Below are 18,983 nucleotides of genomic sequence, written 5' to 3'. Positions count from 1 at the left end.
CGTTATTGAGTCTTGCTTGCTACGTTAAGTGATTTTTGTGTCGGTGTATTCATTCGTTTATGAAACACCTGTTCTCCTAGATAGCTGTTAGGCCACAAGGCGTGCATTTGTTTTGCCATTAAATAGCTGAGGTTAAAGCCTCGCCATAGTTCTTGATGCCAGATCATTGGCACAGGAATGAGTACCGGAGCGGGGTCTGGAATGCGTTGCTGGAGTTTTTGTATAAGTGGCGGCAATAACCAAAACTGACGTTGATGTTTTATTTTTTGAATAAAGAGTGAAAGCGGAAATTGATAGTCCCCTAAACAAACCATCCTTTGCCATGGTGGCGGCAATTTGAGGCATTCACCACATACTGACTGTTCATCGAGAAATTGTTCATTGAGACATTGTGCACTGAGAATCGGCAAGGCGCAGCGCAGGCAGCGTAGTGTGTCATCTTCGATATAAGACTGGCAATAGTGGCACCAAAGATTATGACCAAGCGAATGAGGGATGCCAAGGCCGCATATATGGCATCGCTTACGTATGGGAGTAAAATTATGCATGACGCTACCCGTTGAGGTTTGTAAGATAGCGATTAGCATGAAGCAAAATTCAATCGAGAAAGTTGTAATTCAGTAGGAGAAAATGTGAGTCAAGATGTGAAAGTGCACTGGCAAACAGAAGGGCAAGGCCCTGATTTGGTTTTGATCCATGGTTGGGGGATGAATGGTGCGGTCTGGGAGCAGTGCATACCGAAATTAAAAGACAGCTTCACGGTACATGTCGTGGATCTACCCGGTTACGGCTTAAGTGGTGAAGTGTCATGCCAATCATTTTCTGACTTGATAACCCTTGTCCTAGAAGGCGCGCCATCGAGAGCGATTTGGTTAGGGTGGTCGCTTGGAGGGCTGGTGGCCACACAGATTGCCAATCAGCATCCAGATCGTGTTGCACAATTAGTGACGTTAGCGAGCTCCCCGAAATTTTCGCAACAATTACCATGGAGAGGGATAAAGCATGAGGTGTTGAATGCCTTCACTGAGCAGTTGTCCGCGAATTTTACCTTAACGATTGAGCGCTTTATGGCACTGCAAGCGATGGGGAGTCCTAGTGCTCGCAAGGATGTAAAACAGTTGAAAGAGGCGGTTTTATCTCGTCCAATCGCTTCGAGCACCGGAGGCGCTTCATTTAGGTTTAGATTGGCTAGGGAGTTTAGACCTACGTCAAGCTTTACGAGAAATCGATATCCCGGTTCATCGTTGGTATGGTCGCCTAGATGGCTGTAGTACCAGTGAAAGTCGCTGATGTGCTGGACTCTGAAATGAGTGCACATGATTCTCATGTGTTTACTGGTTCCTCTCATGCTCCCTTTATTACTGAATTAGATAACTTTGTCGGAAAGCTAAAGTCTCTCCTCTAGTTCGACAAACCATAAATGTGTTGGTTTTTTATTCTAATTAGGTAAAGATTTTCACAAATATTCCGATACGATAAAGAGACAGTATGTTTTAAATTGTAATAGCAGCCTATAAATCTAAGCGGCTATTGCTCTATGGTTGGCGTATTACGTCGCATGCATAAATGTGAATGATACGTCGTCATTTGTAACCCACTAAATTGTGCAGTATTAGTTATTTTCACTCAATTGAGAGGAGAGTGATAAGTGATAGTGTCGCCCAATAACATCAGTGCGCCTGTGGTGGCTTCTTCTGTTAATCCACAAACAGAGCAAGCAGCCCGTGATAATAAGGTTCGTGAGCCAATTATCCCTACGGTTGAGCTTGCAAGAACCAATGCGGAACGTCGTATTAATGAAGAGGAAAAGCGGCGCAAACGAAATGCTTGGGATCCGGCTGAGCATCCCGAATATGACGACGATAATGAGCCGCGTTCCACAAGCGATCCTATTCAACGTTTGTTTCAGCTGTTGGCATTGAATACCTACAGTGCGTCACAAGGAAAAGGATACGCAATGCGTTTTCGCTTACCGCAAAAAATACTCAAAGCGGCCATTATGGAAGGGAGAATGGCAAAGCGACGTACCGTTATTCGCTACCATTATGGCCATGCGGTTGCGCCGAATACGCCCTCTGATATTATTGCGGTCACGTAAAAAGAGCACAAATTGTGCTCTTTTTATTATCCATGCCCTTTTTATTACGGGCATGAGGATGACGATGGATTGCGGTTATTTTTTTGCTTTAGCAAACGCAGCCGCGAAGGCTCCACCCATCGCATTGCCACCGTTATCTGCTCGCGGCTGACGCGGCTTAGAAGCGGTTTTTGTCGTAGAAGTCGTCTTGTTATTTTGACCGCCCGAGCGAGAGGTTCGATTATCTTGTCCTGGCTCGTCGTTCAGGCGCATGGAAAGTCCGATACGTTTTCGAGCCGCATCCACTTCCATAACCTTTACTTTGACAATATCGCCCGCTTTCACCACTTCGCGAGGGTCTGAAACATAGCGATCGGTCAATGCTGAAATATGAACTAAGCCATCTTGGTGCACACCAATATCGACGAAGGCACCAAAATTGGCGACATTCGAGACAACACCTTCCAGAATCATTCCTGGCTCTAAATCAGCAACGGTGTTCACCCCTTCTGCAAACGTCGCCGTTTTAAACTCTGGTCTTGGATCTCGGCCAGGTTTGTCGAGTTCTTTGATGATGTCAGTGACGGTGGGTAAACCAAAAACATCATTGGTGTAATCGATGGCACTCAATGACGTTAGAAAAGCACTGTCGCCGAGTAATGAATTCAATGGGCGATGCGTTTTTTCAGCAATCGTTTTGACTACGGGGTAGGCCTCTGGGTGAACAGAAGAGGCATCTAATGGGTTCTTACCATCCATTATGCGTAAGAAGCCAGCACATTGCTCAAATGCTTTTGGCCCTAAACGAGCGACTTTTTTTGAGCGTAGTACGAGCGTCAAAACGGCCGTGCTCATCACGGTAGTCGACAATGTTTTGCGCCAAGGTTGTTGATAAGCCTGCGACTCTGGTGAGCAAGGCGGATGATGCTGTATTAACGTCGACCCCTACCGCATTTACACAGTCCTCAACCACTGCATCAAGGCGCTTTGCGAGCATGGTTTGGCTAACATCGTGCTGGTATTGACCCACACCAATTGACTTAGGGTCAATTTTTACCAACTCTGCGAGTGGGTCTTGCAGTCGGCGAGCAATGGACACTGCGCCACGTAGAGAGACATCCATGTTCGGAAACTCTTTTGCTGCGAGTTCTGAAGCCGAATAGACCGATGCACCCGCTTCACTGACAATGATTTTTTGTACTTTATGGTTGCCACGTTTAATCACGTCAGCGGCAAAGCTATCGGTTTCACGTGATGCGGTGCCGTTACCGATAGCAATGAGATCAACATTAAATTGTTGGATAAGCTTATCGATGATGTGTGCAGATTTATCGTATTGCTTTTGCGGCACGTGAGGATAAATAACATCGGTGGCCAAAACCTTACCAGTGGCATCTACCACCGCAACTTTACAGCCAGTTCGTAAACCTGGGTCTAAACCAAGCGTGGCGCGAGGACCCGCAGGTGCCGCCATAAGTAAGTCTTTTAGGTTCGTCGCGAAAACCTCAATAGCCTCGACTTCAGAGCGTTCTTTTAGCGCGCCCATTAATTCTGTTTCCATGTGCATCGATACTTTGATACGCCATGACCAGCTGATAACTTGTTTGCGCCAAACGTCGGCAGCCGCGGTACTAAGGTGAATGCCATAGTGCTGGGCAATCAGGGTCTCACAGTATGATTCTCTTACTTTCTCCTCATTTGCTGGATCAGCGTTGAGGGAAAGTTGCAGGTAGCCTTCATTTCGGCCGCGCAGCATGGCGAGCGCTCGATGAGAAGGTACTTTGCTAATCGCTTCATTGTGCTCGAAGTAATCTTTGAATTTTTCACCTTCACTTTCTTTACCCGCGATCACGCGAGAGGTGAGCTCCGCATGGCTGGTTAAATAGCGGCGAACCTTATCGAGTAAGCTCGCGTCTTCTGCGATGCGTTCCATAATAATGGCACGGGCACCATCAAGCGCTGCTTTGCTATCTGCAATGCCTTTTGCAGCGTCAATATAGCGCTGAGCCGAACTTTCAGGCTCATTATCTGGCTGCAACCAAAGGCGATCAGCGAGCGGCTCTAAACAGCAACCTCAATAGCAATTTGTCCTTTAGTGCGACGTTTTGGTTTGTAAGGTAAGTAGAGATCTTCAAGACGAGTCTTACTGTCAACTTCATTAATTTCATTGGCCAATGAGGCGGTGAGCTTACCTTGTTCATCAATGGATTTAAGGATGGTTTGACGTCGGTCGTCGAGCTCTCGTAAGTAGCTCAGGCGCGAATCCAGTGAGCGAAGCTGAGTATCATCAAGCCCCCCCGTGACTTCTTTCCGATAGCGAGCGATAAAAGGAACAGTATTACCGTCATCAATCAGTGTGACAGCAGCTTCTACTTGCTTTGGGCTGACGTTCAGCTCTTTAGCAATCAGTTGACAGATAGCGTGGCTCATCCGTGTATTCTCTTTTTGTTATGTGAGAGAAAGGAATGCTCCCTTCCTTGATATCTTTAGGATATAAGGGCTCGAAAGCAAGTTTGCAATTGCTCCGTCATTTTTCTCTGCATGACAGAGGTGAAAATAGCTGTAGATTTGCTAATTTATTGATATGCGCGTGGATATTCCGTTAGTTTTCTGTAAAGTTAAAAGAAGGCAGGGAGAAATTAGGATGCTCGTTGTCTTATATGAATTGGATACCATTAGTCGGTCGGTCAGTGAATGGATGTATTATAATGAAGAAATCAGCAATTAAATTGGCGTTAATTCTTGCCTCTATGACCAGTGGGTGGGCAATGGCTGCACCTGATCTTTCTACGACTCAAGCACCGCTACTCACGATCGAGAATAAGATCGTCTTAGGTCGTGTTGAAAGTGTTTATTATCAAGGTATTGAAGCATTAGAAGGCGTACCATTTGTCGGAAAAATTGACACCGGTGCTGACACGACTTCGATGCATGCTGAGGATATTGAAGTCATCAGTAACAACCCTAAATATCAAGGGCTCAGCAATGAAAAGCTGCTGCAAACCATTGTCGATGAATATGGTGGCTCAGCGAGCGACTGGTGGCTAGAAGAGTTTGACAATGAACAGCGTAACTTCCAAGGCATTGTACGCTTTTCAGTACGCCACCCTTACACCGGTGAAAAAATCACATTGGAACGTCCGTTGACGAGAACGAGTGTGATTCGAAGCCGCACCAGCAGCACCCCAATCTATCGTCCGGTAGTGACCCTTCCAATGACCATTGCGGGAAAAACCGTTGAAACAGAAGTAAACCTGACCGATCGCAGTGGATTTAGTGCGCCTATTTTAATTGGCAAAACTTTCTTAGCCAATAACGCTTGGGTGATGGCTGGGTATGATTATTTGCAAGCGCAGAAAGACGCGCAGGTGATTGGTCGTCGCGAAGTGGGTTCTGTAGACGGCGTGAATGTCGATGTGAGCCTTTCACTCAAGAATAATTACAGTATCTTGAACGCACAGAATATTCAAGTGAACCAAAAAGACGGCAGTGTTACTTTTGATTTAGTGGGTAAGGATAAGGAATCAAAATCGGTGACGTATCCTTTGGTGAAGATGTTGTCGATGGGCGATAATGAGTACCCAATGGTTTATGTGACCTTTAAAGGGGAAAAAGAATTTGAGCAGCCAATTTTGGTCTATCTAAAAGACCGTTCGAAAAATAGCACTCAATTGCGTCTAGGTTTGAATACGATAAATCAGCATTTCATTATCGACACTCAAGCTAAGAATAAACTGACAAAGAAAAAGCAAAGCTTTAAAGCGCGAATGAGTGACAGCCCACTTGTTGTTTCTCCGGTTGAAACATTGATTTTAGATGGGCACAAATTGGATGCTGAGCCTTCTTTTACAGTTAGCACCCCTTTGCTTAAGGTCGCCAGCTTTGAAATGATTGAGGCGAAAGGGCGAGATAAAGTTGAGTACTACCTCTCTAATGATCTTGGAAATGATGAGATTATTCGTAAAACCATTTTGCGAAAAATTAAAGTGGGTGACACGGTGAGACCCGTTGTAGATGGTGAGTTCATTGTGGGAGGCAAAGACGTTAATGTTGAATTTGCTTTAGAGGCGCTGGATAGTGACGAAGGCGACCAGCCGTATTTTGTCATTGGCAAGAAAGCCAAGAAGTCCGGCGTATTAGTGAATACACGTAGTGAAAATTTGCTTGATGCGTACCCTGTATTCACGGCGGGACATATTGAGAATGCAACCGTCGAAGGGCTACAATTTCCAGTTAAATTAGACACTGGTGCTGATGTGAGTTCGATGAATGCACTGGATATCAAACAGTTTGAGAAAGATGGTAAAAACATGGTGACATTTACCTATGCCAATGACATGGGGATGAAGCAGACGTTTACTCGTGAAGTGGTCGACGTTATGCGTATCAAGGCCAAGCAAGGTGAAAAAGCCAATGTCCGCCCTGTTGTTGACATGAGAGTGAAGTTAGGGGATGTGGAGAAAACCATAAGAGTGAATCTACAAGACCGTTCTCGCTTTCATTACAGCATGATTTTGGGTAAAAACTTCCTCAAGTATGGGGTAGTGGTGAGTAGTGATGAAAACTTTTTACTTGGTAACGAGATTGGTAGTCACTAAAACTACGTTATCGATAGAATAAGAAATCGCCGTAAAATAAAAAAGCGCCAGTGAGGCTTCTCACTGGCGCTTTTTGGTATCGTTATAAAGCTAGAAGCTATGACGGAGATTGGTCAGAGTCTTTCTTTTCAGGGGTCTCTGCAGGCTTATCCGAAGGTTTGTCCTTAAGCTCTTCATCGTCCTCATCAGAACCATCAATCATGCTATGCTTCTCTTTCCAATGCTCCCAGCGTTGTGAGGCAAGTTCTTGCATGTCTGTGGTCTTGTCTGCTTCATCGACAATCTCCTGACCGAGTAAGTGCTCGAAGATATCTTCTAGGGTAATAATGCCTTGAATCGTGCCGTACTCATCAACAATGATAGCGATGTGTAATCGTTCAGCCATCATCTTTTCAAAGGCTTTAGGCAGCATTATTGTGTTAAATAGCACATGAATAGGGCGCATGACGGCACCTAACTGCTGCTCTCCAGCACCTTGCTGCTGGAGCTTAAATAGCTCAAGACGGTGTACAAAGCCTAAGATATTGTCTTTTTGCTCACGATAAATCAGTGGGCGAGAAAACGGCGTATCTTTGTGTTGGTCGAGAAATTCATTGATCGTCATTTCCGCGGGTACACGAAATACAACACGGTCTTGGCGTCATCACGTGAGTGACGGGGATATCTTGTATATTAAGGATGTTCGTCAATATATTCGATTCGCCTTCAGCAAACTCTCCGCTTTCTTTTGCGAGCAATGCCATCGCAGAAAGCTCATCACGCATTTTAGGTGCTTCATGGCCACGAGCGAGACGCTTAGTGATTTGTTCAGAGAACCAAACAAATGGCGTTAATGCCCATACCATCCAGCGCAGGGTGCTAGCCGCTGATGGCGCGAGTTGGCGCCAGTAGGTTGCCCCGATAGTTTTCGGAACAATCTCCGATAGTACCAAGATGCCAAGTGTGAGTACTGCTGAAAATACACCTAACCACTCGCTGCCAAATACCACAGCCGCTTGCGCGCCTGCCGTTGCAGCACCAATGGTGTGAGCGATGGTATTGAGCGTTAGGATAGAGGCCAGTGGGCGATCGATATCGGCTTTTAGTTTCGCCAGTCTTCCCGCTGCGGGGTGTTCATTTTGTCGCAGCTGAGCAAGGTAGCTTGGTGTAATACTAAGTAGCACCGCTTCCAATACCGAACAGATAAAAGAAACACCGATCGCAACCGAAATATATACCGTTAAGAGAAACATTTATGTCCTAGTGTGTACACACATCAACCTAACTTTGCTGAAACTTCAGCCTGTGCATTGTTGGTGAGTGTTAATAAAATAGGGCTGCTCCAATGGATTCATCAGGCTTATCACTTGTGCAGCAGTGCCTTTATGGGACTTTATGACACAAATTACAAGGTTTCAAATTCAATCTAAGAGTAATAAATTGTGAGTTAATGCTCATAAAATGGCGAAATCTCAATCATTAGTGATAAAGATGCTCTACAAACCTTTGCCAGATGGGGGCTTTATGATTTAGAGTGGGCTTTAATTCGATAACATGAAAGAAGGGAAACCTAATGAATAAGACCCAATTAATCGACTTTATCGCTGAAAAAGCTGATCTATCTAAAGCACAAGCAAAAGCAGCTCTTGAAGCAACGCTTTCAGGTGTTTCTGAAGCACTAAGTGAAGGTGACCAAGTTCAACTAATTGGTTTCGGTACGTTTAAAGTTAATCACCGTGCTGCACGTACAGGTCGTAACCCTAAAACGGGTGACGAGATCCAAATCGCTGCTGCTAACGTACCTGCATTCGTTTCAGGCAAAGCGCTTAAAGACGCAGTTAAATAATTAAAGCAGCACCGATGATGTTGTTATCATCGGTGCTGTTATTACTGCCCAAAAGGATTATTGGTAAACCTGCTCTAGCCTTATCTCTCGTTGTTTTACCCATGCTTCCTTTTCTCAGATACTAAATTTATATGAACGTCCTGCCATTTTTATGGTCTTATCCTAGAGCACACTTGCCGATAAACGCTGCTTATTCTCTCGATAGTATCGATCATTTGAGGTCATAGAACGTAAATGAAAAAGACGCTACTGCTATCAATACTCACGGTTGCCTTAATTGGGTGCTCTTCAACACCGACCCCTAGTATTAATCAGTACTCGCAGTTTACCGGAGGGCAAACGCTCGGTGATGCCACTAGTCTTTACTGGTACACGGAACGTTTGACTCAGCCGTACAGTGCGGCGGAATACGTCAACATGAATGACTACGGTTGGTATAAGTCGAATTATCGATGGAGTGGCGGTGAGTTACGTGAGTTTGTCCGTGAAGGGTTGCAAAATGATCCACCAAATCAACCCGTAGAATACCGAATCCACGTGCGTTTTAATAAAGGTGGTGAGGCGATTTACCAGCAGTATCGTCGCAATGGCAAAGTGCTGCCAATCAAACGGGCTCAACTTGAGAACTATCAGCGAGAAGCAACATTACTCACCGAGCGAGTTAAAGAGCAAGATAGCGATGGCTTGGAGCTCATTCAAGGGCATTGGGATGGTAAAACATTAGAAACCTGCAATGGTATTGCTTTGCAAAACATTAAGTTTGAGCAAACACTGCCAGACTTCGTTGTGCAAAGATTAGCGGCGGTAGAGAGCTACGTGGCCTTCTTGGGGAGTACGCGTTTAACTGGAGCTCGCGTAGAACAGTTACTGATGTTATCTGAAGGTGATGCCGATTGTATTGAAAGACCGAATCTAATTGCCAATGAGTAGCAAGCAGCCTACTTTGGTTCAATAAAAGAAGGGCGCCGTTATGGCGCCTTTCTTGGTATAGCGTTAAGTAGATTTAGATAAAGACTACTTTTTTAGCTCGCGAGCAATAGCGCGATAGCCAATGTCGTTGCGGTGGAACATGCCATTCCAACTCACTTGCTTAGTCAACGCGTAAGCGCGCTCTTGAGCCTCAGAAACGGTGTTACCTAGTGCTGTAGCACAAAGTACACGACCACCGTTTGTCACAACATCGCCCGCTTCGTTATTTGTCGTACCCGCGTGGAAAACCTTTTGGCCTTCAACTTCATTTGTTGGTAGTGAAATAACGTCACCTTTTGCGTAGTCAGCAGGGTAACCGCCAGCCGCAAGCACAACACCGATAGAAGCGCGTGGATCCCACTTCGATTCTGCTTGGTCTAGTTTCTCGTCGATAGCCATTAGGCAAAGATCAACAAGGTCAGACTCCATACGCATCATGATTGGTTGCGTTTCTGGATCGCCGAAACGGCAGTTGTATTCGATAACCTTAGGTGTGCCGTCAGCATCGATCATTAGGCCTGCGTAAAGGAAACCAGTGTAAGGTGCGCCTTCAGCGTCCATACCACGTACCGTTGGGTAGATAACTTCCTCAAGGATACGATTATGGATTTCAGGAGTCACAACTGGCGCAGGAGAGTAAGCGCCCATGCCGCCCGTATTAGGACCCGTATCTTTGTCGCCAACACGTTTGTGATCTTGGCTCGTTGCCATAGGAAGAACGCTAGAACCGTCAACCATAACGATGAAGCTTGCTTCTTCGCCTTCAAGGAATTCTTCGATAACCACTCGGCTGCCAGCTTCGCCAAATGCGTTGCCCGCGAGCATGTCTTTGATTGCGTCTTCTGCTTCGGTAAGCGTCATCGCAACGATAACGCCTTTACCAGCCGCAAGACCATCAGCTTTGACTACGATTGGAGCGCCTTGCTCGCGAACGTAAGCAATAGCTGGCTCAATCTCAGTGAAGTTAGCGTAGTAACCCGTTGGGATATCATGACGAGCGAGGAAGTCTTTGGTGAATGCTTTGGAACCTTCAAGCTGAGCTGCTGCTTGAGTTGGACCAAATATTGGTAGGCCCACCTCGCGGAAGGCGTCAACCACACCAATAACTAATGGTGCTTCAGGGCCGACGATAGTCAGTTCGATTTTTTTCTCTTGAGCAAACGCGACTAAACCTGCGATGTCTTCAACACCGATGTTTACGTTCTCAAGTTTAGGCTCAAGTGCAGTACCTGCGTTACCTGGAGCAATGAATACGGTTTCAACGTTTGGGTTTTGTGCCGCTTTCCAACCCAAGGCGTGTTCTCTACCGCCAGCACCGATGATCAATACGTTCATGTTTTAATCCTTAAGTCTTTAATTCTTAAAAGCCCCTCAAATTTGAGAGGCTCGATAGCTACTAATCGTTTAGATAAACCAAATATTAGTGGCGGAAGTGACGCATGCCCGTAAAGATCATCGCCATGCCGTGTTCGTCTGCTGCGGCGATAACTTCGTCATCACGCATAGAGCCGCCCGGTTGGATAACACACTTGATGCCCGCTTCTGCTGCCGCATCGATACCGTCACGGAATGGGAAGAATGCATCCGATGCCATTACACAACCTTCAACCTGTAGACCTTCGTCTGCCGCTTTGATGCCTGCAATCTTCGCAGAGTAAACGCGGCTCATTTGGCCTGCGCCTACACCAATAGTCATGTCGCCTTTCGAGTAAACGATAGCGTTAGATTTCACGTACTTCGCTACTTTCCAGCAGAACAGTGCATCTTTTAGCTCTTCTGCTGTAGGTTGACGCTTAGAAACCACTTTAAGGTCATCTTCAGACACCATGCCTTGGTCGCGGTCTTGAACGAGCAGGCCGCCGTTAACGCGTTTCACGTCAAAGCCAGTAGTCTTAGTTGTCCACTCGCCACACTCAAGTAGGCGAAGGTTTTTCTTAGCCGCTACGATTTCTACTGCCTCAGCAGAAACAGAAGGTGCAATGATAACTTCAACGAATTGACGCTCTGTGATAGCCGTTGCTGTTGCAGCGTCTAGTTCACGGTTGAATGCGATGATGCCGCCAAATGCAGACGTTGGGTCTGTTTTGAATGCACGGTCGTAAGCCTCTAGGATGTCTTCACCTAGTGCTACACCACATGGGTTAGCGTGCTTAACGATCACACATGCTGGCTGGTCGAATTCTTTCACACACTCAAGTGCTGCGTCAGTGTCAGCGATGTTGTTGTAAGACAGTGCTTTACCTTGAATCTGGCGAGCAGTAGACACTGACGCTTCTTCAGGGTTTGCTTCAACGTAGAATGCCGCTGCTTGGTGGCTGTTCTCACCGTAGCGCATGTCTTGTTTTTTCTCGAACTGTTGGTTGAATGTACGAGGGAATTTAGACGCTTCGTCAGCCTTCTTACCTTCTTCATCAAGTAAAGAGGCACCGTAAGATGGAACCATAGTGCCGAAGTAGTTTGCGATCATGCCGTCGTAAGACGCGGTGTGTTCGAATGCTGCGATAGCGAGGTCGAAGCGAGTCTCTAGCGTTAGAGATTTCTCGTTCGCGTCCATTTCAGCCACAACGCGCTCGTAGTCGTGTGCGTTAACCACGATCGTTACGTCTTTGTGGTTTTTAGCTGCAGAGCGAACCATGGTTGGTCCACCGATGTCGATGTTCTCAACAGCGTCAGCAAGAGTACAACCTTCTTTAGCAACGGTTTCTGCGAATGGGTATAGGTTTACAACAACCATATCGATAGGGTTAATACCGTGAGTTTCCATCACGTCATCATCTTGGCCGCGACGGCCTAAAACGCCACCGTGAACTTTTGGATGCAGTGTTTTTACACGGCCATCCATCATTTCAGGAAATCCTGTGTAATCGGATACTTCTGTCACCGCAATGCCTTGCTCAGCAAGTAGGCGAGCAGTGCCACCAGTAGAAAGGATATCAACACCACGTTGCGAGAGTGCTTGAGCAAACTCAACAATACCAGTTTTGTCAGATACGCTGATAAGAGCGCGGCGAATTGGACGAGCGTTATTCATGCTTCTGTCTTCCTCAAAGTCACAGAGTTAACGTTGCTGTGGGTAGGCGTTGTGATTATGCTTACTCACGGCTAAAAGATTGTTGCCAAAACAGATTGCTTTGCAGCGCCGTTTAGAGCGCTTATTATCCATTTGGGCAATGACCCTTGCACAAAAAAGCATCGTTGATGCTGTTGGCGCGTATTCTAACCAATCTATTACAAAAAAGCTCGCGCAATCGTTTGGCATCGCAAAAAAAAGTGTAGAAAAATAGATTTTAGGTCGACATTGTAACGAAGAGGTTAAATTAAAAGGTTATGTTTCAGATAGGTGAGTTAGCAAAACGCTGCAAGGTGACGGCGGATACGTTGCGGTTTTATGAGAAAAACCAACTAATTATTCCTGCGGGGCGCAGTGAGTCGGGCTATCGGCTTTACAATGAAGAAAGCCAAAGACAGGTCAACTTTATACTGAAAGCCAAAGAGTTGGGGCTCAGTCTGGATGAAATTAAAGAGTTGCTGGGCATAAAGCTGGAAGCGACAGAACATAGTTGTGCAGAAGTGAAAGCCATTACGTCTGCTAAATTAGCGGTGATCGACCAGAAAATTGCCGAACTCACGCGTATCCGTTCAGCGTTAAAGAAAATCAATGATGCTTGTTGTGGGCATCAGCATGATGCCAGTCACTGCTCTATCTTGGCGGCTTTGGAATAACGGTGGTAAAACGGGTTAGGAGGTAAATAACCTAAGTTTGCATGTTTGATCATTCGCATTTGGTAGGTGAATGCCTATAGGGCTACTATAATCCCGCCTTTCTTCGTGTTCCTACTGGTAGCGTGGTGCTATTTGGCGGGTGCGATGCGGTATGTGAGAGACGACAATTTATATGGTAGAGGTCTATTTTCAAATCAATGACTGGGTACTCAGCGTTGATGAAAATAAGCTGTATCGACAAGATAGGGAAGTCTCCGTTGAACCACGCTTAGTCAATTTATTACTTTTTTTAGCTGAACATTCGGGGCAAGTTTACTGTCGCGATGAGCTGATTCGCTATGTTTGGGATGGCGCCATTGTCACAGACCAAGTGGTGACTCAATCAGTGTTTGAGTTGCGTAAAATTCTGCGCGATGGACGCGAAGAAAATTTACACTATGTCGGCACGGTGCCTAAACGCGGTTATAAACTGGTCGCGGCCGTCACCCCTATGACCCCTGAACAGTTTCATCAATATCGGACGTTATCTGCCGCTAATGTAACGGATGTGGCTCACGTCACCTCTGTGACTACACCAACTTCTCCGCCAGTTGAGACTCAATCAAAAGCACTACAAGAGCCGATGGCTTTTCCGGCCGCTCCGCTCACCCGCGCGTTATATCAAAAGAAAAAATCCCTAAACAACCTAAAGTAAAATCGCTTCTTAGCCCTTGGCGCTTAGGCATTATTAATGCAATTTGGATTGGTATATTAGTGGCGGCGGTAGGGGTGTTTACCTATAAGCAGTCGGAAGTGAGTATTACCCAGGTAATTGATACGCATTTGATCGCGTTTGAATACCAAGATGGGATTCGTAGCTTTGGGCGTAGTTACGAATTGGCGGATGGGTTTGCTCAGAAGTTGATGCTAGATATTACCCGAGTCACCGACTATCGAGTGATGCTACATAAGACGGCGTTCAAAACAGGCATTGTTCCAGGGAAAACCGTTTTAGTTAGAGTGGATGAAAACGATGGCGGAGACTTTCTTGAATTGGAATATAGGGATAACTCTTCAGAGAAAGTGTTGTTTAGTCGGCAGTACGCGTTGGCGAATAAGCATCTTAAGTCAGTGCTGAAGCAGAGTTCGTTAGATCTTATGCGAATCTTAAAGATTGAAGATGCAGAGCAGCGAGCGATCAATACTGTGTCAGGGGTGCCTAATGATCCTGAAGCGTTAGCGTTGTTTATTCGCGCCAATCATTACCTCAATGTGTCTGATAACCAGCAATTTCAGTATGCGATTGACTTGTTAGAGCAGATCCTAACCTCGGAGCCTGATAATGCTTATGTTCAGTCTGAGTTATTAGTCGCTTATTACGTCCAGCAAGCTCTTGATGAAAGTAAGGTGTTAAAAGGAGAGAGATTAACGCAACTCAGTTTGGCGCTTAATCATTTTGTCTCTAGTGAAAGTGGTCCGATCCAACCTCGAATTTATGAGGCATTGTCATTACACGAAACCATGTTAGGGGAGCAAGCTAAGGCTCAAGCTCACCTTAAACAAGCGTTAAAGATACGCGACTCAGTGCTGGCTTATGTGATCAAAGGCAAGCATGCCGAGCTTGCGGGTGATCTGGATAATGCCAGTGAAGCGTACAGTGAGGCATTTTATATTGATACCTCAGTAGAAACGTATCTGTTGTGCGAAAACTTAGTATTTTCGAGTAACCTCAAACAGATTGACCACGCGATGTATCGGGCTGTTCACCCTTCTGTGGTTCGTCTCCTGTAATAATGCGGATAAGGTGAAGTATTTACCTTGAAGTGCGGTGCCGTGCTAAGAATGATTCAACGCCCTCCCTATGTGGAGGGCGTTTTTATTGGCGTCACCATAACCTTGATATCAGGACTGTGCTAAGACATAGATAACATTGACGTCTTGATATTTTTATAATGATTTATAGTCAACGTGATTTTGTTGGTAACTCTTTGTTTTTTTAGGTTTTTATTTCTTGTGGATGATAAGGTTTATATCAAGATTAACTGTTTGTCGCTAATGTTTTTATTGATAACTTTAGATTGATTTTTTTAGCGATGATTGGGCGTAACCTGCACTTCGAAATTTAATGAGGTGCAACATCACTTTCTGGTGGCATCTCGAATCGGATTCAGTTTGGGCGCAACGCGCTTAAGTAGAAAACATGTGGAGATGTTATGTCATCGAATACTAAGAAAATCGGTCTTGTTGCCTGTACGGGGGTTGTTGCCGGAAACATGATGGGCAGTGGTATTGCTTTGTTGCCATCAAGTTTAGCGGCGGTCGGCTCTATTTCACTATATAGCTGGATAATATGTATCGTCGGGGCGTTGAGTCTTGCCTTTGTTTTTGCACGCTTAGCAACGAAAAACCCACAAGAGGGTGGGCCTATTGCTTACGCGGGTGAAATCTCTCCTGTTTTCGGCTTCCAAACGGGTGTGCTTTATTACCATGCTAACTGGATTGGTAATTTGGCGATCGCAATTACAGGCGTGTCTTACCTCTCGGTCTTTTTTCCAGTGCTGAATAACCCTGTGCCAGCAGGCCTTGCGACCATCGCGTCTGTTTGGGTTTTTACCATGGTCAACTTGTTAGGTGGCAGCTGGGTGAGTCGTCTATGTACATTAGGACTTGTGCTTATTCTTGTTCCCGTCTTAGGTACGGCATTCTTTGGTTGGACGCACTTTGAACCTGCACTCTATAGCCAAAACTGGAATGTCTCTGCAGGCAGCGACAGTCATGCTGTCATCGCCGCTGTGCTGATTTGTCTTTGGTCGTTTGTCGGGGTTGAATCTGCAGCAGTATCGTCAGGTATGGTTGAGAACCCGAAACGCACGGTACCGATGGCAACGATGTTAGGAACTGCGATTGCGGGGGTTATTTATATTGTCTCTACCCAAATGATTAGTGGCATGTTCCCTGCTGCGGAAGTCGCGGCTTCAGGTGCCCCTTTTGCGCTAGCAACGACAGAAATTTTTGGTCACTGGACGGCCCCATTTGTAGCGGCTTTCACTGCATTAGCGTGTTTCACTTCTCTGGGCTCTTGGATGATGCTGGTTGGCGAAGCCAGCAAACGTGCCGCCACTGATGGTAACTTCCCTAAAGTGTACGGTGAAGTAGACAAAAATGGTGTGCCTAGAAAGGGCCTGATTTTGGCGTCGATTAAGATGACGGCATTAATGTGTGTATTGATGGTCTTTAGCTCTAAAACTGCTCACGCTGCCGATCTCTTTAACCAGCTCACCACCGATGCGGTTCTACTCACCATGCTGCCTTATTTCTATTCAAGTATTAATTTGATTCGTTTCGAGGGCATGACCACTCGTAATGGCTTTGTCATGTTCTTCTCTGGTGTTGCTTGCTTATTTTGCATGGTGGCATTGGCTGGGGCGGAAGGGACAACACTCACCGCGACCTTCATTATGTCGCTGATTATTCTGATGTTCTATAGCAAGAAAGCGGGGCTGGCTCAATATATGGAGCAACACCCGAACGAAAGAACGTCACAGCAAACCAGTCACTAATTCTCTGTTGGTGTGACGACCACACCAACAACTTATTCCTTAGGCGCTCTAGTTACTCACTGTCATTGGCAGGGAGCGCCCTCATTCACCTTGGAGATCTCCAAATGAATATTTTTGCAATCCTTAATCACATGGGTGTGTTCTTTAAAGAAGAGCCCGTTCGTCAGTTGCATGCTGCATTAGAAAAAGCTGGCTATGACGTGGTCTATCCTGTTGACGACAAAGACTTAATGAAACTTATCGAGATGAACCCGCGGGTATGCGGCGTGTTATTTGACTGGGATAAGTACTCACTGAATTTATGTGAACGTATCAGTGCTGTAAACGACAAGCTGCCAGTCCATGCCTTTGCCAATGATCAGTCAACCTTGGATATTTCGCTGACAGATCTGCGTTTGAATGTGAGTTTCTTTGAGTATGCTTTAGGTATGGCAGACGATATTGTCGTGAAAGTGAAGCAAGCGACGGAGGCCTACAAAAGTGCCATCATGCCTCCATTCACTAAAGCGCTATTTAAGTATGTAGAAGAGGGGAAATATACCTTCTGTACACCAGGGCACATGGGTGGAACCGCGTTCCAGAAAAGCCCGGCGGGCAGTATTTTCTATGATTTCTACGGTCCAAATACTTTTAAGGCAGATGTTTCTATCTCGATGCCTGAGTTAGGCTCTTTACTTGATCACTCAGGACCTCACAAAGAAGCGGAAGAGTATATTGCCCGTACGTTTAATGCCGATAGTTCTTATATTGTGACTAATGGTACATCCACGTCCAACAAAATCGTCGGCATGTATTCAGCGCCAGCAGGCAGTACTGTGCTGGTGGATCGCAATTGCCATAAATCGCTGACACACTTAATGATGATGACGGACGTTACGCCGATTTACTTCCGACCAACACGCAATGCGTATGGGATTCTGGGTGGCATTCCACAGCGAGAATTTAGCCGTGACGTGATAGCAGACAAAGTCGCTATGACAGAAGGTGCGACAGCGCCGAGCTACGCGGTTATTACTAACTCCACTTACGATGGGCTGCTTTACAATACTCAATTCATCAAAGAGTCTTTAGATTGCAAACACATCCACTTCGATAGTGCTTGGGTGCCATACACTAATTTCAACGCTATCTACGATGGTAAATCTGGCATGAGCGGTGAGGCGATGCCAGGTAAAGTGTTCTATGAAACACAATCCACGCATAAATTGCTCGCAGCGTTCTCACAGGCTTCTATGATTCATATAAAAGGTGAGTTTGATCAGGCATCATTTAATGAAGCCTTTATGATGCACACCTCAACGTCTCCTCAATATGGCATTGTCGCTTCTACGGAAACGGCTGCCGCGATGATGCGTGGTAATACGGGACGTAAGTTGATGCAAGATTCCATCGACCGTGCTGTTCGTTTCCGTAAAGAGATTAAGCGACTAAAAGGTGAGAGTGAAGGCTGGTTCTTTGATGTGTGGCAACCAGACAATATTGATACGACAGAGTGCTGGAAACTGGATCCAAAAGAGACATGGCATGGATTCAAAGATCTTGATGATGACCATATGTATTTGGATCCGATTAAGATCACACTGCTGACTCCGGGAATGAATAAATCTGGTGAACTGGAGTCTTCTGGTATTCCTGCATCATTAGTGGCTAAGTACCTTGACGAGCGTGGTATCGTGGTTGAGAAGACGGGTCCTTATAATCTATTGTTCTTGTTCTCTATTGGTATTGATAAGTCCAAAGCGATGCAGCTACTACGTGGCTTAACCGAGTTTAAACGTGGTTACGACCTAAATCTAACGGTACGTAATATGTTGCCATCATTGTATCGAGAAGATCCCAGCTTTTATGAAGGCAAGCGAATTCAAGAAGTCGCGCAGGGCATACATGATTTGACCATGAAGTATCAGCTTCCAGAGCTCATGTATAAAGCCTTTGATGTCTTACCAGAAATGAAAGTGACCCCTCATGCTGCATGGCAACAAGAGTTACGTGGTCAAATTGAAGAGATTAATCTGCAAGAAATGGTAGGACGTGTCAGTGCCAATATGATTTTGCCATACCCTCCTGGTGTTCCATTGGTGTTGCCAGGCGAAATGGTGACAGACCGTTCGCGTCCAGTATTAGATTTCTTAGAAATGCTTTGTGAGATTGGTGCCCATTATCCAGGTTTTGAAACGGATATTCATGGCTTGTATCGCCAGAAGGATGGCAGCTATACCGTTAAGGTACTCAAGGGCGAATAATGATGACAT

11 protein-coding genes and 4 pseudogenes are annotated in these 18,983 nt (G+C 45.7%); 10 read left to right on the top strand and 5 right to left on the bottom strand.

Going from position 1 to position 18,983, the window contains the following annotated elements:
* Window positions 1-2: 2 nt before the first annotated feature.
* A complete protein-coding gene (locus AC0L66_RS17035; protein WP_473567986.1) occupies window positions 3-587 on the bottom strand; it encodes a ComF family protein in 585 nt (194 codons plus the stop codon).
* A gap of 120 nt (window positions 588-707) precedes the next feature.
* Between AC0L66_RS17035 and bioH the strand changes: the two are divergent.
* Window positions 708-1,405 (top strand): annotated as a pseudogene (bioH, locus tag AC0L66_RS17030) (pimeloyl-ACP methyl ester esterase BioH).
* 243 nt (window positions 1,406-1,648) lie between these two features.
* The gene (locus AC0L66_RS17025; RefSeq protein ID WP_265674635.1) at window positions 1,649-2,098 is read left to right on the top strand and encodes an ATP-dependent Lon protease; all 450 of its coding nucleotides are present in this window, start codon (window positions 1,649-1,651) and stop codon (window positions 2,096-2,098) included.
* A gap of 75 nt (window positions 2,099-2,173) precedes the next feature.
* Here the strand turns inward: AC0L66_RS17025 and AC0L66_RS17020 are convergent.
* Window positions 2,174-4,507: pseudogene (locus tag AC0L66_RS17020) on the bottom strand (Tex family protein).
* 278 nt (window positions 4,508-4,785) lie between these two features.
* On the opposite strand from AC0L66_RS17020, the gene AC0L66_RS17015 reads away from it, so the two are divergent.
* Complete coding sequence (locus AC0L66_RS17015) at window positions 4,786-6,675, top strand: putative ATP-dependent zinc protease (RefSeq protein WP_473567984.1); 1,890 nt, start codon at window positions 4,786-4,788, stop codon at window positions 6,673-6,675.
* 97 nt (window positions 6,676-6,772) lie between these two features.
* On the opposite strand, the pseudogene AC0L66_RS17010 reads toward AC0L66_RS17015, so the two are convergent.
* A pseudogene (locus tag AC0L66_RS17010) lies at window positions 6,773-7,907 on the bottom strand (CNNM domain-containing protein).
* Between the two features lie 320 nt (window positions 7,908-8,227).
* Between AC0L66_RS17010 and hupA the strand changes: the two are divergent.
* Together hupA and AC0L66_RS17000 are read left to right on the top strand one after the other, a co-directional pair.
* Window positions 8,228-8,500, top strand: a complete 273-nt coding sequence (hupA, locus tag AC0L66_RS17005) for a nucleoid-associated protein HU-alpha (protein WP_250618734.1) — start codon at window positions 8,228-8,230, stop codon at window positions 8,498-8,500.
* Between the two features lie 234 nt (window positions 8,501-8,734).
* On the top strand, window positions 8,735-9,430 hold the full coding sequence (locus AC0L66_RS17000; protein ID WP_265674639.1) for a DUF1481 domain-containing protein: 696 nt from the start codon (window positions 8,735-8,737) through the stop codon (window positions 9,428-9,430).
* 84 nt (window positions 9,431-9,514) lie between these two features.
* On the opposite strand, the gene purD is transcribed toward AC0L66_RS17000, so the two are convergent.
* The gene (gene purD / locus AC0L66_RS16995) at window positions 9,515-10,804 is read right to left on the bottom strand and encodes a phosphoribosylamine--glycine ligase (RefSeq protein ID WP_265674640.1); all 1,290 of its coding nucleotides are present in this window, start codon (window positions 10,802-10,804) and stop codon (window positions 9,515-9,517) included.
* Window positions 10,805-10,889: 85 nt separating this feature from the next.
* Window positions 10,890-12,500, bottom strand: coding sequence for a bifunctional phosphoribosylaminoimidazolecarboxamide formyltransferase/IMP cyclohydrolase (purH, locus tag AC0L66_RS16990; RefSeq protein ID WP_265674641.1), 1,611 nt, complete (start codon window positions 12,498-12,500; stop codon window positions 10,890-10,892).
* 79 nt (window positions 12,501-12,579) lie between these two features.
* Between purH and AC0L66_RS16985 the strand changes: the two genes are divergently transcribed.
* From AC0L66_RS16985 to AC0L66_RS16965, 5 genes and pseudogenes are all read left to right on the top strand, one after another.
* Window positions 12,580-12,753, top strand: coding sequence for a hypothetical protein (locus AC0L66_RS16985; RefSeq protein WP_265674642.1), 174 nt, complete (start codon window positions 12,580-12,582; stop codon window positions 12,751-12,753).
* A gap of 43 nt (window positions 12,754-12,796) precedes the next feature.
* A complete protein-coding gene (gene zntR, locus AC0L66_RS16980; RefSeq protein ID WP_265674643.1) occupies window positions 12,797-13,192 on the top strand; it encodes a Zn(2+)-responsive transcriptional regulator in 396 nt (131 codons plus the stop codon).
* A 172-nt stretch (window positions 13,193-13,364) separates the two neighbouring features.
* A pseudogene (gene cadC, locus AC0L66_RS16975) lies at window positions 13,365-14,962 on the top strand (lysine decarboxylation/transport transcriptional activator CadC).
* A 422-nt stretch (window positions 14,963-15,384) separates the two neighbouring features.
* On the top strand, window positions 15,385-16,731 hold the full coding sequence (cadB, locus tag AC0L66_RS16970; protein WP_473567981.1) for a cadaverine/lysine antiporter: 1,347 nt from the start codon (window positions 15,385-15,387) through the stop codon (window positions 16,729-16,731).
* A 104-nt stretch (window positions 16,732-16,835) separates the two neighbouring features.
* Entirely contained in the window at window positions 16,836-18,974 is a 2,139-nt protein-coding gene (locus tag AC0L66_RS16965) for a lysine decarboxylase CadA (protein WP_265674646.1), read from the top strand.
* The last annotated feature ends 9 nt before the right edge of the window (window positions 18,975-18,983 follow it).

This window comes from Vibrio sp. GJ43-1, from assembly GCF_055808835.1.
Note: the sequence above shows the minus strand (reverse complement) of the source record. Positions and strands in the feature narration are given on the sequence as shown.